Genomic DNA, 15,056 nt, shown 5'->3' on the forward strand with positions numbered 1-15,056 from the left:
CTAGTCCGGCAGGATCGGCACACTCACACCCTGATCCCGGCCCAGCAGCACCGCGCGGGTGACCGCCGAGGAGCCGAAGCGGTCGCGGAGGCTGTCGAGTGTGCTGTCGAGGGAACTGCTCGTGTACGGGTCGAAGGGCAGGGCGAGCTGTTGCGGGCAGTCGTCCTCGAGGTTGGCGACCGCGATCCCCACCAGGGTGATGCCCTTGGATTCGATCATCGGCCACGCGGTGCTCAGCAGGCCCCGGGCCGTGGTGAGGATCGTCTGCGTCTGAGCCGACGGCTGCGCGAGAGTGTGCGAACGCGTGACCCGGGTGAAGTCGTCGAACCGCAGCCGGAGCACCACCGTGCGCCCGACCCGCTTGCCGCGGCGCAGCCTGCCCGCCACCCGGTCGACCAACGTCACCAGAGCGGCGTCCACGTCCTCCCTCGACTTCGGTCTGCGCCCCAGGGCGTGCTGCGCGCCGACGGATCTCCGCCTGCGCCCCACCTGCACGGGCCGCGGGTCGCGTGCCCAGGCGAGCGCGTGGAGGTGGTGGCCCGCCGCGGGTCCGACGATGGACACGAGCAGCTCTTCGGGATAGTGGGCGAGCTGGCCGACGGTGCCGATCCCGGCGTCGCGGAGCTTGACCGACGTCACCGCCCCGACACCCCACAGCCGTTCGACCGGCAGCGGATGGAGGAACTCGATCTCGCGGTCCGGCGGCACGTGCAACAGGCCGTCGGGTTTGCCCACCGCGCTGGCGACCTTGGCGAGGAACTTCGTTCGCGCGACCCCGACCGTGATCGGCAGCCCCACCTGCTCCCGCACGTCGCGGCGCAGGCGTGCCGCGATGTCGACCGGTGCGCCCGCGATCTTGCGGAGACCGGCGACGTCGAGGAAGGCCTCGTCGATGGACAGTCCCTCGACCAGGGGCGTCGTCCGGCCGAAGACCTCGAACACCGCCTTGCTCGCGGCCGCGTACGCCGACATCCGTGGCCGCACCACGACGGCGTGCGGGCACAGGCGCAGCGCCTGCGCACCGCTGCTGGCCGTGCGCACCCCGTACGCCTTCGCCTCGTAGCTCGCTGCCAGCACGACGCCGCCGCCGACGATCACCGGACGACCCCGCAGACCGGGGTCGTCCCGCTGCTCCACCGAGGCGTAGAACGCATCGAGGTCGGCGTGCAGGATGGTCGCCTCGGCGCCACTCGAGATGCGCGGGCGCGGCGAATCGGACACGAACATATGTTCGCATCGACCACCGACAGTCCGGGAGCGTCTCGTCTCGTGCGACGAAGACGCGCGCCGACCGGCCTGGTCGATCGTCGACGGCCCCTACCGGCATCACCATGCGTCCGCCCAGGTCAGCGACGACGGCAACGGCGCGACCGTGTTCGTCTGGATCGCGGACATCCTGCCCGCGAGTCTCGCGGACTGGACCGCGCGGATGATGGAACTCGGCATCGACGCCGTCCGGCGGACGCTCGAGAGCGGCGACCGCGTCGTCGGCACCCGGTGAGACACCGACGGCCCGATCCGGTTCAGGAGGACTGAGCCGGATCGGGCCGCGCGGACGCTGATCTGTGCAGGTTTACGGCGAGGCGATTGCCGCGCTCATCACGCGGATGGCACTCACGAGACCGTCGATGAGGTCGCCGTCGCCGAACGAGGACACGGCGGCGGTGGCACCGAGCTGGGCGACCCGGTCGGTGACCCGGTTGGCCACGGCCCGGCCGCTGCGGATCTCGACCGTCCGCTGGTTGGGCGAGACCGCGATGAGCACGGACCGTTCCGCCTCGGGCGTCGTCGGGAACAGCGCGTCGGCGCCGGCTGCGGTGTCGGCGCCGAGGTCACCGATGTACGCGTTGAAGCGCACCTTCGTCTTGCGGGTGCCTTCGGTGAGGGCATCGTCGAGGCGGACGAGTTCGTCCGTCGTGAACGGCAGGTCGTCGGTGAACGGCTCACCGACACGGTGCACGCCCGAGATGCGACCACTGGAGGTCACGACGCTGCCGACAGGCAGATTGTCCGCGGATACCGCGGACGCGGGAATCAGGTCACCACTTGCCACTTGCCGAGCCTCCAATCAGGTCTGCCGAACCGGCGTGCGCGCCGTGGTGTCCGCCGTGATGACCGTGCGTGGTCACCTCGTCGACGGCGCTCCACAGCACCGGCGCGTGCGTCCATTCCTCACCGAGGTGGAACGCGGGCGGCACGGGGCCCGGCGTCTTCTTGCCGACGAACGACATCCCCGCGAAGAAGGCGGTGATCAACGCCGGAATTCCTACGAATATCAGCACTGTCTCGAGAATGCTCACAACGCAAACGGTAGCCCAGAACCGTGCGAGGGGAAGCGTCAGGGCCGAACTTCGCGAAGGGGACGCGCGGAACGCTCAGGCGGCACCTTCACCGAGGTAGGGCATCCACGACGGGTGCAGGTCCTTGGTGGACGCCAGCAGTCGCCAGTGCGGCCCCGACGGAGGCACCAGAGACGCCCGGAGCGTCCAGCCGAGTTCGCTCAGCAACTTGTCCGCTTTGCGGTGGTTGCAGGGTGCGCAGCAGGCCACGCAGTTCTCCCACGAATGCTCGCCGCCGCGACTGCGGGGAACCACGTGATCGACGGTCTCGGCCTTGGCGCCGCAATAGGCGCATCGGAACCGGTCCCGGTGCATGAGGGCTGCGCGGGTCATCGGAACGCGGGCGCGATACGGCACGCGCACATAGTTCCGGAGGCGGATCACGGACGGCACCTGCACGGCCCACTGCTCGGAGTGGACGACCGGGGCCTGGGGATCCTCGTGGACGGTATCGGCCTTACCGCAGGTCATCAACACCACGGCGCGGCGGGCAGGAAGGGCGGTGAGCGGCTCGTAGGTGACATTCAGAAGAAGCACCCGGCGCTTGATCCAGAGCGGAACCGCATTCTCGCCCGGGAAAGAAGGCTCTGCGCTGTGCGCGGAGCCTTCGGTGATCACTTGTAAAGCAAACGCCCCTGAAACCCCGGCACTCCGGGCATCAGTGGGCACGAGTTGTCGGTGCGCGCGGGCGCTGTGTCGATTCTTCATGCGACCTCCGGGAGATTGCCACCAAGTGCACCATGAATTGCCAGCTCGTGCACGTCCATTTCCGACAAAAATGCAGGACATTCGGTGAACAGACGGTGACGAAGACCGTTCGCGCCCGCACGTGCACAATGGAAGGCGCCATGACTGACGTGCAGCAGACCTTCTACGAGGCGGTGGGCGGAGCGGAGACGTTCCGCAAACTCACCGCGCGCTTCTACGAGGAAGTCGCCAAGGACGACATCGTGCGGCCCCTCTACCCCGAGGAAGATCTGGGTCCGGCCGAGCGCCGGATGCGGATGTTCCTCGAGCAGTACTGGGGCGGACCGCACACCTATTCGGACGAGCGCGGCCACCCACGACTGCGGCTGCGTCACCAGCCGTTCAAGATCGGCCCGATCGAGCGGGACGCCTGGCTGCGGTGCATGCACACGGCCATCGCGTCGATCGACTCCGGCACCCTCGACGACGCCCACCGCAAGGCTCTCACCGAGTACATGGACATGGCCGCCGCGTCGATGGTGAACTCCGCCTTCTGAAACCGCCCCGCGCCGATTACGCCGGTCGAGTCGTGGTGCGGGCGATCGTTTGGCACGATGGGCGTTTGTGAGCACTCCCGCCGAAACGTCCGCCGACGACACGCAGCCGGCACCCTGGTGGTCCGACGCCGTCTTCTACCAGATCTATCCCCGCTCGTTCGCCGACGCGAACGGTGACGGTGTCGGCGACCTCCACGGAGTGCGGGACAAGCTGGGATACCTCGAACTGCTCGGTGTCGACGCCCTCTGGCTGAGCCCGGTCATGCGCTCCCCCATGGCCGATCACGGTTACGACGTGTCCGATCCCCGTGACATCGACCCGCTGTTCGGTGACCTCGCGACCATGGACGAGTTGATCGAGGCCGCGCACGCGCGGCAGATCAAGGTGACGATGGATCTGGTGCCCAATCACACCAGCGTCGAGCACGAATGGTTCCGCGCCGCCCTGGCGTCGCCGCCCGGCAGTCCCGAACGGGACCGGTACATCTTCCGCGACGGTCGCGGTGAGGACGGCGCGGAGCCGCCCAACAACTGGCCGAGCATCTTCGGCGGGCCGGCGTGGACGCGGATCACCGAGGCCGACGGCAAGCCCGGCCAGTGGTATCTGCACATCTTCACGGCGGAGCAGCCCGACCTGAACTGGGACAACCCGGAGGTCGTCGACGATCTCACGAAGACGCTCCGGTTCTGGCTGGACCGCGGCGTCGACGGATTCCGCATCGACGTCGCGCACGGCATGGCCAAGCCGGAAGGTCTGCCGGACCATGACTGGTCCGCCAACGAACTGCTGCAGAACTCGGATGACGATCCGCGGTTCGACAACCCCGCGGTCCACGACATCCACCGCGGCATCCGCAAGGTGCTCGACGAGTACCCGGGCACGATGGCCGTCGGGGAGATCTGGGTTCGCGACAACGAACGCTTCGGCGAGTACATCCGGCCCGACGAACTGCACCTCGGGTTCAACTTCCGGCTGGCCGAGGCCGAGTTCTCGGCGGAGACGGTGCGGGAGGCGATCGAGAACTCCCTGACCGCCGTCGACCAGGTGGGCGGGACACCCACCTGGACCCTGTCGAACCACGACGTCGAACGGGAAGTCACCCGGTACGGCGGCGGCGAGATCGGCACGGCACGCGCCCGGGCCATGATCCTCGTCGAACTGGCGTTGCCGGGTGCGGCGTTCCTGTACAACGGTGCCGAACTCGGCCTGCCCAACGTCGACCTCCCCGATTCGGCGTTGCAGGATCCGGTGTGGGAACGGTCCGGTCACACCGAACGCGGCCGCGACGGCTGCCGGGTGCCCGTGCCGTGGGAGGGCACCGAACCACCGTTCGGGTTCAGCACCGGCGAGCCCTGGCTGCCGATGCCCCCCGAGTGGGCGGACCTCACCGTCGAGGCGCAACTCGAGGACGTCACGTCGACGCTGTCGCTGTACCGGGCCGCACTCGAACTGCGCTCGCTGCGTCCGGAGTTCTCCGGTCCCGGGGTCGACTGGTACGGGAGCCCCGCGGGCTGCTTCGCCTTCCGCAGGCGCGGCGGGCTGATCTGCGCCCTCAACGCCACCGACGCGCCGATCTCGCTGCCACCCGGTGAGGTGCTGCTCAGCAGCGCGCCGCTCGTCGAGGGGCAGCTCCCACCGAACGCGGCTGCGTGGCTCATCTGACCCGCGCTCCCGCAGTTGCGGCGGTCGTCGCCGCATCGATCCTGTTCGCCACCACGGGAACCGCGCAGGCCCTTGCGTCCCGCTCCCTCGGATACGACCTCGACCCGCTGGCCGTCGGCTCGGCCCGGGTCGTGGCCGCGGGCGCGCTCCTCGCGGCGTTCGCGGCGCTGCGCGGCGGACTCGGGTTCGGTGACGGCTCCGGGATTCGCCGCTATGCGTCCGCCGTGTGGGGCGGGATCGGGGTCGCGGCGTACCAACTCGGATTCTTCACTGGCGTGCAGAGCGCCGGGGTGGCCGCAGGAACCATGATCGCGCTGGGATCGGGACCCGCGTTCACCGGCGCGCTGCAATGGGCGGTGCACCGGCACCGCCCCGGCCCGGTGTGGGCCGTGTCCACCGTCATCGCCGTCGCCGGCATGGCGTTGATCGTGGCGGGCACGACCGGCGGCTCCGACTCGTCCGGGATCCTCGCGGGTGCATTGCCTGCGCTGATCGCCGGTCTCGGATACGCCGCCTACACGGTTGCCGGGTCGTCTCTGCTCGCAGCGGGTGCGAGCCCCGAGGCGGCGATGGGGCAGATGTTCGGTCTCGGTGGACTGTTCCTGATCCCCGTGCTCGTCGCGACCTGGCCCGGCGGCCTCGACACCGGAGCGGGCGCTGCGGCCGCCGTGTATCTGGCGATCGTCCCGACCGTGCTGGCGTATCTCCTGTTCGCCGCCGGTCTGCGGCGGCTGCCACCCGCGACGGTCGCGACGCTGACCCTCACCGAACCGGTGGTCGCGGCACTGCTCGGGACCGCGGTGCTCGGCGAGCAGCTGACCCTGGTCGCGGGGCTGGGCATGGCGGCCGTCGTCGCGTCGCTCGCCGTGCTGGCCACCAGCACGCTGCGGTCCGGCTGACGGCGCGCTACCGCGCGACCGTCAACGCAATCCCCCCACCGCGGTGCCGGTAGATCGACCCGAACCGGGCGTCCACCCGCAGCCACGACGCGGTGGCACGCACCCGGACCAGTTCGGAGGCGTCGATGCGCTCGAGGTCGATGTCGGCGGTCAGCCGATCCGAGCCCGCGTGCGGAACGAACCCCATCGCGGTGAGAGCAAACACCACCCGCATCGGGATGCCGACCGTGTGCTCCGAGCCCGCCACCTGCAGGACTTCCTGGTCGAGGAGCGATGCGGGCGGGCCGTGGCCGCTGCCGTGCTCCTGCGCCAGGGCCGCACCGCGCTGCGCGAGGTCGACGAGGACACGCGCCGGGACGTCGTCGACGTGAACGAAGCCCTCCGTCGGAGGCAGCGCGCCCCGCCACGCCGAATCCATCGAGAACCCCGGATCGATGTCGGCTGCGGTCGCGGCTTCGAGAGCGGCGAGCAGTTGGTCGCCGGCAGCCGACGTGTCGTCGGGGGTGATGGTCCCCGCGACCGTGCGCACCGCCAGCGCGTCGAAACCGGTCGCCGCCCAGATCGTCAGCCGGCCGGGTCCGCGTTGACGCAGACGCACCACCGTCGACTCGTCCAACCGGACCACCCGGGTGAGGAACGTGGCGAGATCACCGCGCTCCGTGGCGTCCGGGATCGACAGGACGCGCTCATACACGCTGCCAGCTCTCCAGGTACGCCCGCTCGACGTCGGTGATTCTGCGCAGGCGCTGGGTGTCGATGTCGAACGCCGCGATCTGCGTCGACGCGATGATGGACGGCGCGACCGAAACGTCGACGCCCTTCGGGCGTACCTCGTAGTTGATCGTGAAATCGACGGCGCGCACCTTTTCCACCCACATCAGGACGTCGAGCGGTGAATCGCTGTGCCGGAGTTGCCCGCGGTAGCGCACATGGAGGTCCGCGATGACCGCGCCGTCACGCAACGTGACGGTCGGACGGTCGTCCTCGAACAGCCAGGGAATCCGCGCCTCCTCCAGCAACGTCACCATCCGTGCGTGGTTGATGTGCTGGAAGACGTCCATGTCCGACCATCGAACTTCGACCTCCGCGTGAAAACCCTCTCTCAACGTCATACCTCCGATCGGGTGCCCATACCTCGCACCATGCTGCGTACCTGACGCGCCGCCACCGAGAGCGTCGCGAGATCAAGGGTCCCAGACTCGAATATTTCGGTGAGAGCGGACCTCGCCCTGGCCAGCCGGGACGCGTTCGTCGACTCCCAGTCGTCGATCTTCTCCTGCGGCGTCTCGTGAGGTTCACCACCCAGGAGCACCTCCATCGTGAGCTGACGCAGCGAACTGTAGAGGTCGTCGCGCAACGCGAGGCGGGCCAGCGAATGCCAGCGGTCACCCCGCGCGAGAGTGGACACGGCGCTCAGCAGCCAGTCGATGCCGAGGTGCGCGTCAAGCTCGTAGTACAGCTCGGCGACCTCGTCGATGTCGCGTTCGGCGATGTCGGCGATGTCGCTGATGTCGAGCAGACAGAACTTGTCCAGAAGCCGGAACACCTCGAACGCGAGGTCCTCGGGCGCGCCGCGGACGACGAGCGGCCGCGCCCGCGCCTCCACGTCGGCGAGCTGATGCCCCCGCACGAGCTGCGGCACCCTCGGCGAGAGTGCACGGAAGTCGGCCGAGTACCGGGCGATCTCGGCGCCCACGGCGAGGGGCTGAGGCCGATTGGTCAGGAACCAGCGGGACGCGCGGTCGAGAACCCGGCCGGACTCGAGAATCAGGTCGTCCTCGATGTCCGCCGCGATGTCCGCCGACCGGATCCTCGACCACAGCTCGGGCAGGGCAAAGATCTCGGTGACCGCCGCGTAGGCGCGGATGGCGTCGGTGCTGCTCGCACCCGCCTCGTCCGCCAACCGGTACGCGAACGTGATGCCGCCGTTGTCGATGGTCTCGTTCGCGAGCATCGTCGCCACGATCTGCCTGCGCAGAGGATGCGCCTTGATCGCCGTGCGGAACCGCTTGCGCAACACCGTCGGGAAGTACCGCGGCAGCCGCGGCGCGAACGTCTCGCTGTCGGGCAGGTCCGTCGCGAGGAGGTCGTCCTTGAGCGTGAGCTTCACGTGCGCGGTGAGGGTCGCGAGTTCCGGAGACGTCAGTCCCTGTCCGGCCTGCCTGCGTCGGGCGATCTCCTCGTCGGTGGGCAGGGCCTCGAGCTTCCGGTCGAGTCCGCGACGCGACGCCAGGTGCTCGATCTGCCGGCGATGCACGCTCAGCATCGGTGCCGCGCTGGTCCGGGAGACACCGAGGAGATTGTTCTGCGCGATGTTGTTCGCGAGCACGAGTTGGGCGACCTCGTCGGTCATCGACGCCAGCAGCGGATTGCGTTCCTCCCGCGGCAGTCCGCCGCTGCTCACCAGCGAGTCCAGCAGGATCTTGATGTTCACCTCGTGATCGGAGCAGTCGACGCCCGCGGAGTTGTCGATGGCGTCGGTGTTGATCCGGCCGCCGTTCTGGCTGTACTCGATCCGGCCGAGCGCCGTCACCCCGAGGTTGCCGCCCTCGCCGACCACCTTCGCCCGCACCTCGTTGCCGTCGACGCGCACGGAGTCATTGCTCTTGTCGCCCACCATCGCATTGGTCTCGGTGGACGCCTTGACGTACGTGCCGATGCCGCCGTTCCACAGCAGATCCACCGGGGCACGCAGGATCGCCCGGACCAGTTCCGGCGGGGAGAGTTCGGTAACGGCATCGTCGAGTCCGAGCGCGGCACGCGCGGCGGCACTGATCGGGACCGATTTGCGGGTCCGGTCCCACACTCCCCCGCCCTCGCTGATGATGCTGGTGTCGTAGTCGGCCCACGACGACCGGGGCAGCGCGAACATCCGGGACCGCTCCGCGAAGGACCTGGCGGGGTCCGGATCGGGGTCGAGGAAGATGTGCCGGTGGTCGAACGCCGCCACCAGCCGGATGTGCCGGCTCAGGAGCATGCCGTTTCCGAACACGTCGCCGCTCATGTCGCCGACACCGACCGCGGCGAAGTCCTGGGTCTGGGTGTCGACCCCCATTTCCCGGAAGTGCCGTTTCACGCTCTCCCAGGCACCGCGCGCGGTGATGCCCATCCCCTTGTGGTCGTACCCGGCCGACCCGCCCGACGCGAACGCGTCGCCGAGCCAGAATTTGTACTGCTCCGCAACAGAATTAGCGAGGTCGGAGAATTTCGCGGTGCCCTTGTCCGCGGCCACGACGAGATACCGGTCGTCGCCGTCGCGCCGCACCACCCGGGCCGGGGGAACGATCTCCCCCGACACCTGATCGACGTTGTCGGTGAGGTCCAGGAGCCCGCAGATGAAGGTGCGGTAGCAGTCCTGGCCCGCCTCGAGAGCGGCGGCGCGGTCGGTCGCCGCGTCCCCCGAGGGTGTCGGCGGATTCTTGACGACGAAGCCGCCCTTTGCACCGACCGGGACGATCACAGCGTTCTTCACGGCTTGGGCCTTCGCCAACCCCAGGATCTCGGTGCGGAAATCCTCACGCCGGTCCGACCAGCGCAGCCCGCCGCGGGCGACGGACCCGAACCGCAGGTGCACACCCTCGACGTCGGGTGAGTACACGAAGATCTCGTACTTCGGGCGGGGCTTCGGCAGTTCCTGGATCGACGTCGGATCGAGCTTGATCGACAGGTACGTGGGCGGCTCCCCGGTCTCGCCGACGACGAAATAGTTGGTGCGCAGCGTCGACTTGATCAGCCCGAACAAACCGCGCAGGATGCGGTCCGCGTCGAGGCTGACCACGGCGTCGATGTACTCCCGCAGACGGGTGTCGAGTTCGGACACCAGATCGGGTGAGGGCGTCTCCGGATCGAACATCGCCTCGAACAACTCGACGAGTGTGTACGCCGAACGGGGATTCGCCAGCGCAACCCCCTCGATGTGGAACTGACTGTACGGAAAACCCGCCTGACGCAGGTACTTTGCATACGTCCGCAGGATCACGGCCTGCCGCCACGACACTCCCGCCCGCAGGATCAGCTCGTTGAACCGGTCGGCCTCCGCCCGCCCGAACCAGACCGCGGTGAAGGCATCCGTGAACCGTTCCTGAAGCTTCGGTGCGGCAGCGGACGCCTCCTCGGCCGCGAGTTCGGCATCCAGGTCGTCCTCCACCGAGGAGCGGAGCAACTCCGCGGGCACCGACAACCCGAAATCGTAGATCCAGCACGTCAACCCGTCCGGCCGCGGAATCAGATAGGGCCGTTCGTCGAGCACCTCCACACCCAGGCTCTGTAGCACCGGAAGCACCTGGCTCAGCGAAATACCGTCCCCGCCCACGTACAGGGTGAATCGCCAGTGCCCGACCTCCGCCCCGGGATCGCGGTAGAGCAGCAGATCGATGGAACCGTCTTCGAGCGCCTCCAGCCTCGCGAGATCCGACAACGCGCGTGTGGCGTCGAAATCCTCCTTGTACCCCTCGGGCAGGACGGCGGCATAACGCTGCGCCAGAACGGGATCCACACCTGTGGTCACCGGGAGGAGGTCGCCGAGATGGTCGTCCCAGCTGCGGCTCGCCTCGGCCAGCATGGCCTGGACCCGTTCGCGGTCGGCGTCCGAGAGGTCGAGCCGCGACCCCATCTGTTCGGCGCTCTTGCGGATCGTCACGTGCAGCAACGCCAGGTCGGACTCGGTGACGCGCGCGGTGTATTCCAAAGTGCCGCCGCCGAATTCCCGCAGCAGGATGTCCTGCATCGCGAGCCGGACCCGGGTGGTGTACCGGTCGCGGGGCAGATAGATCAGGCAGGAGACGAATCGCCCGAGGAAATCCTCGCGCACGAACAGACGCACCTGACGCCGGAGCCCGATGCTGTGCACGGCGGTCACCGTGTCGAACAGTGTGTCGGCGTCGCTCGAGAACAGCTCGGTACGCGGGAACGACTGGATGACCTCCAGCATCGCCTGCCCCGAATACGAGTTCAACTGGAACCCCGCACGGTCGATCACCTTGCGCACCCGGCGAGCGATCACGGGAATGTCGAGGACGTTCTCGTGCAGCGCCGTGACCGTGAAGACCCCGAGGAACCGGTGCTCACCGGTGATGTTGCCGTTCTCGTCGAGAATGCTCACGCCGACGAAGAACGGGTAGACCGAGCGGTGCACGGTCGCGGGGAACGAGCCCTGCGTGAGCACGAGCAGGGGACGGTCGGGGATCTCGGCGGCCGGCGGCAGACTCAGCGGGCCTTCGGTGACCGTGTCGGAGCGCAGCAGTCCGAGACCGCTGCCCGGCACCACCTGCAGGCTGCGGGCGCCGGAACTGTCCGGCTCCCCCAGTTCGAAGCGGCGGTAGCCGAGGGCCGCATAGTTGCCCTGCGACATCCACCGCAGCAGATCGGCACAGTCCTCCAGGTCGTCCTTCGACACGCCGGGACACGGTGTGGACGTCTCGAGTTCGTCGGCGAGTGTCCGCTCGAGCTTGCGCATGATGTCGGTGTCCCGGACCACCTGGCGCACGTCGGCGAGGACGGTGCCCACTTCCTTCTCGAGTGTGTCGAGAACCGCGGAGTCGGCACGTGGATCGAGTTGGACGTGAATCCACGACTCGGCGAGGCTGCCCTCGTCGGCATCCTTGGCCTTGTCTCCCATGAGGATTCCGCGCAGCGCACCGATCGGATCGCGCCGGACCGAGACGATGGGATGCACGAATTCGCTGATCCCGATGCCCAGGCGGTTCAGCAGCGCGGTGATCGATTCGACGAGCAGCGGCATGTCGTCCGTCACGATCTGCAGGGACGCACCGAGTTCGCGCCCGTCACCCGGGCGGTAGACCCGGGTGACCGCGCGCTCCGGCGGACGATGCAGGGCAAGTGTCAGATGTGCGCCGAGCACGGCCCCGGAGGCGCCGTTGACGGCGCTCTCGCTGTCACCGCGATCGACGTGACGGAAATACACGGCTGCGAGAGTCGGCACCTGAGACCGGAGACCTTCGGGCAGATTCCGCGCCCACTCCGCATCTTTCAGTGCTGCCGATTCCGTCATCGGGGCTCACTTCCTCTTCGTTCCGATCGCCGCGGGCAACTCTCTCGAGACTAGCCCGCGGCGATGGGAACAGAGGGTAAACTTCGGGCACCGCGCGCGCCGGATCCGTCAGCCGGTGGTCACCGGCGCGAGGTACCGCTCGAGCGCGTCCCGTTCCGCCTCGGAGAGCGGACGCGAACGTTCGGCCTTCGCGTCGAACGCCACCATCAGGGCGTCGCCCGTCGCGCAGCGAACCCCGTCGCGGTTCGTGACGACGTGCCGGATCGTGTACGACGAAGTGCCGACATGGAGCACCGACACGTCGATCGTCAGCGGACCGGAGGCATCGGTGACGGGACGCAGGAATTCCACGTCCATCTTGCGCACCACCGTGGCGCCCGCCCGGGCACCCACCGACTCCAGCTCCGACGACAGGAAATGCACACGTGCTTCCTGCATGTACTCGACGAAGCGGGTGTTGTTGACGTGACCCAGCCGGTCGGAGTCACCCCACCGGACCTGGATCTCGTACGTGAAGACCTTCGACTCCACCAAGGGTCAGTCCCTCGTGAGCTTGCGGTGCGTCACCCGGTGCGGACGCGCCGCGTCCGGTCCGAGCCGCTCGACCTTGTTGGCCTCGTAACCCTCGAAGTTGCCCTCGTACCAGTACCAGGCGGCTTCGTTGTCGCCGAAGCCGCCCTCCCACGCGAGGATGTGCGTGCAGGTGCGGTCGAGGAACCAGCGGTCGTGGGAGATCACGACGGCGCAGCCGGGGAACTGCTCGAGGGCGTTCTCCAGCGAACCGAGGGTCTCGACGTCGAGGTCGTTGGTCGGTTCGTCGAGCAGGATCAGGTTTCCGCCCTGCTTTAGAGTCATCGCGAGGTTCAGGCGGTTGCGCTCACCACCGGAGAGAACGCCCGCCGGCTTCTGCTGATCGTGGCCCTTGAACCCGAACGAGCTGATGTACGCGCGCGACGGCATCTCCGTCTGGCCGACCACGATGTGATCGAGACCGTCGGACACGACCTCCCACACCGTCTTGTCGGGGTTGATGCCCGTACGGTTCTGGTCGACGTAGCTGAGCTTGACGGTCTGACCGATCTTCACCTCACCGGCGTCCGGCTCCTCGAGCCCGACGATGGTCTTGAACAGCGTCGTCTTACCGACACCGTTGGGGCCGATCACGCCGACGATGCCGTTACGCGGCAGGGTGAACGACAGGTCCTTGATCAGAACCCGGCCGTCGAAGCCCTTGTCGAGGCTCGAAACCTCGACCACGACGTCGCCGAGACGCGGCGGCGCCGGGATCTGGATCTCGTCGAAGTCCAGCTTGCGGGTCTTCTCGGCTTCGTTGGCCATCTCCTCGTAGCGGTCGAGGCGGGCCTTGTTCTTGGCCTGACGGGCCTTCGCTCCCGAGCGGACCCAGGCCAGCTCCTCCTTGAGGCGCTTCTGCAGCTTCTGGTCCTTCTTGCCCGCGACCTCGAGCCTGGCGGCCTTCTGCTCCAGGTAGGTGGAGTAGTTGCCCTCGTAGGGGTACAGGCGGCCGCGGTCGACCTCACAGATCCACTGGGCGACGTGGTCGAGGAAGTACCGGTCGTGGGTGACGGCCAGGATCGCGCCCGGGTAGGCGGCCAGGTGCTGCTCCAGCCACAGGACGCTCTCCGCGTCGAGGTGGTTGGTCGGCTCGTCGAGCAGCAGCAGATCGGGCTTGCTGAGCAGGAGCTTGCAGAGGGCGACGCGGCGCTTCTCACCACCGGAGAGGTGAGTGACCATCTCCTCCGGCGGCGGACAGCGCAGAGCGTCCATCGCCTGCTCGAGCTGGGAATCGATCTCCCACGCGTCGGCATGGTCGAGCTTCTCCTGGAGCTCGCCCATCTCCTCCATCAGCTCGTCGGAGTAGTCGGTGGCCATCAGCTCGGCGATCTCGTTGTACCGCTTGAGCTGGACCATGGTTTCACCGAGGCCCTCTTCGACGTTCTCGCGAACGGTCTTGGTCTCGTCCAAGTGCGGTTCCTGCATGAGGATCCCGACGGTGGCACCCGGAGCGATGAACGCTTCACCGTTGCCCGGCTGATCCAGCCCCGCCATGATCTTGAGGATGCTGGACTTACCCGCGCCGTTCGGGCCGACCACACCGATCTTGGCGCCGGGGTAGAAGCTCATCGTGACGTCATCGAGGATGACCTTGTCACCGTGCGCCTTGCGCACCTTCTTCATCGTGTAAATGAACTCAGCCATGGGGCCAGCCTAATGGTGAAGTGCGATGAACCCACATCGCGGAGGGTCGGGGACGTGATCGGGGGCTTCGCAGGAAGAAGCCGCGGGCACCGGCGCCGCGGGCACGGGGTCGGCGCCGATACCCGCTGGTGCGCTACGCGACGAGGGACCGAGTGGCGACCTGTTCCGTCGCCGGGGTCGCCGCACCCCCGTCCGCGGTTCTGGGCGCGCGCTCGAGGACGACCGTGCAGCGGGCGAGATCCGGTCCGATCGCGGTCGCGCTCAGCTCCAGGTCGGAGCGGGCGATGCCGTCCCGCGTCGTGTACTCCGTGGTGCGCAACTCGCCGGTCACGATGACCGGATCCCCCTTCGCGATCGATTGGACGACGCCGGCCATCAGTCGCCGCCTGCAGGTCACCGTGAGGTAGAGCGTGCTCCCGTCGCGCCACTCGCCCGTCGTGTGATCGCGGCGCCGGACCGTGCTCGCCATCCGGAAATTGAGGAACTCGTCACCGGCCGCGTTCGACCGGGTGACCGGGCTGGTGATGACCGTTCCGACCACGGTGCCGTGTGTTTCGTACATTTCGCTCTACCCCCTGTGAGTGCGGCAAGGTGCCGTCACTCACAGCGTGCCGTCCGGATGGGAGATTGCCGGACGGCATCCGAAATCTGTGGAGAAATAGAGCGCTTGTGGAGAGAACGGCC

14 protein-coding genes are annotated in these 15,056 nt (G+C 68.1%); 4 read left to right on the forward strand and 10 right to left on the reverse strand.

Features of this window, described 5'->3' with window-relative positions; all coding sequences use genetic code 11:
* Window positions 1-1,227, reverse strand: coding sequence for a DNA polymerase IV (gene dinB, locus ACLIVD_RS25820; RefSeq protein ID WP_283333574.1), 1,227 nt, complete (start codon window positions 1,225-1,227; stop codon window positions 1-3).
* On the opposite strand from dinB, the gene ACLIVD_RS25825 reads away from it, so the two are divergent.
* Window positions 1,196-1,501: an SRPBCC family protein gene (locus ACLIVD_RS25825; RefSeq protein WP_283333674.1), complete on the forward strand. Its 306-nt coding sequence runs from the start codon at window positions 1,196-1,198 to the stop codon at window positions 1,499-1,501. The two genes, dinB and ACLIVD_RS25825, sit on opposite strands and share 32 nt — an antisense overlap.
* Before the next feature lie 72 nt (window positions 1,502-1,573).
* Here ACLIVD_RS25825 and ACLIVD_RS25830 read toward each other — a convergent pair whose 3' ends face one another.
* The 3 genes from ACLIVD_RS25830 to ACLIVD_RS25840 all read right to left on the reverse strand — a co-directional run bounded on the left by ACLIVD_RS25830 (window position 1,574) and on the right by ACLIVD_RS25840 (window position 3,047).
* Window positions 1,574-2,053, reverse strand: a complete 480-nt coding sequence (locus ACLIVD_RS25830) for a DUF5130 family protein (protein ID WP_005264322.1) — start codon at window positions 2,051-2,053, stop codon at window positions 1,574-1,576.
* Window positions 2,040-2,300, reverse strand: coding sequence for an aa3-type cytochrome oxidase subunit CtaJ (gene ctaJ, locus ACLIVD_RS25835; protein ID WP_005248217.1), 261 nt, complete (start codon window positions 2,298-2,300; stop codon window positions 2,040-2,042). The genes ACLIVD_RS25830 and ctaJ overlap by 14 nt, the downstream gene beginning before the upstream one ends.
* 75 nt (window positions 2,301-2,375) lie before the next feature.
* The gene (locus ACLIVD_RS25840; RefSeq protein ID WP_198602110.1) at window positions 2,376-3,047 is read right to left on the reverse strand and encodes an HNH endonuclease; all 672 of its coding nucleotides are present in this window, start codon (window positions 3,045-3,047) and stop codon (window positions 2,376-2,378) included.
* A 140-nt stretch (window positions 3,048-3,187) separates the two neighbouring features.
* Here ACLIVD_RS25840 and ACLIVD_RS25845 point away from each other — a divergent pair, with 140 nt between their 5' ends.
* From ACLIVD_RS25845 to ACLIVD_RS25855, 3 genes are all read left to right on the forward strand, one after another.
* Window positions 3,188-3,583 carry a globin gene (locus tag ACLIVD_RS25845; RefSeq protein WP_029537133.1) on the forward strand — a complete coding sequence of 132 codons (396 nt, stop codon included), beginning with the start codon at window positions 3,188-3,190 and terminating at the stop codon, window positions 3,581-3,583.
* Between the two features lie 67 nt (window positions 3,584-3,650).
* Window positions 3,651-5,246, forward strand: coding sequence for a glycoside hydrolase family 13 protein (locus ACLIVD_RS25850; RefSeq protein ID WP_491930850.1), 1,596 nt, complete (start codon window positions 3,651-3,653; stop codon window positions 5,244-5,246).
* On the forward strand, window positions 5,234-6,145 hold the full coding sequence (locus ACLIVD_RS25855) for a DMT family transporter (protein WP_317567564.1): 912 nt from the start codon (window positions 5,234-5,236) through the stop codon (window positions 6,143-6,145). Before ACLIVD_RS25850 ends, ACLIVD_RS25855 begins: the two co-directional genes overlap by 13 nt.
* A gap of 7 nt (window positions 6,146-6,152) precedes the next feature.
* Here the strand turns inward: ACLIVD_RS25855 and ACLIVD_RS25860 are convergent, their stop codons facing one another.
* The 6 genes from ACLIVD_RS25860 to ACLIVD_RS25885 all read right to left on the reverse strand — a co-directional run bounded on the left by ACLIVD_RS25860 (window position 6,153) and on the right by ACLIVD_RS25885 (window position 14,934).
* Window positions 6,153-6,839, reverse strand: coding sequence for a DUF8010 domain-containing protein (locus ACLIVD_RS25860; RefSeq protein WP_317567563.1), 687 nt, complete (start codon window positions 6,837-6,839; stop codon window positions 6,153-6,155).
* Window positions 6,832-7,257, reverse strand: coding sequence for an acyl-CoA thioesterase (locus ACLIVD_RS25865; RefSeq protein WP_283333570.1), 426 nt, complete (start codon window positions 7,255-7,257; stop codon window positions 6,832-6,834). The genes ACLIVD_RS25860 and ACLIVD_RS25865 overlap by 8 nt, the downstream gene beginning before the upstream one ends.
* Entirely contained in the window at window positions 7,254-12,155 is a 4,902-nt protein-coding gene (locus ACLIVD_RS25870) for an NAD-glutamate dehydrogenase (protein WP_283353785.1), read from the reverse strand. Before ACLIVD_RS25870 ends, ACLIVD_RS25865 begins: the two co-directional genes overlap by 4 nt.
* A 108-nt stretch (window positions 12,156-12,263) precedes the next feature.
* Complete coding sequence (locus tag ACLIVD_RS25875; RefSeq protein ID WP_280782332.1) at window positions 12,264-12,689, reverse strand: acyl-CoA thioesterase; 426 nt, start codon at window positions 12,687-12,689, stop codon at window positions 12,264-12,266.
* 3 nt (window positions 12,690-12,692) lie between these two features.
* Entirely contained in the window at window positions 12,693-14,372 is a 1,680-nt protein-coding gene (ettA, locus tag ACLIVD_RS25880; protein ID WP_005248242.1) for an energy-dependent translational throttle protein EttA, read from the reverse strand.
* A 133-nt stretch (window positions 14,373-14,505) separates the two neighbouring features.
* Complete coding sequence (locus ACLIVD_RS25885) at window positions 14,506-14,934, reverse strand: single-stranded DNA-binding protein (protein WP_280782331.1); 429 nt, start codon at window positions 14,932-14,934, stop codon at window positions 14,506-14,508.
* Window positions 14,935-15,056: the final 122 nt, after the last annotated feature.

It is taken from the genome of Rhodococcus sp. G6(2025) (genome assembly GCF_058628105.1).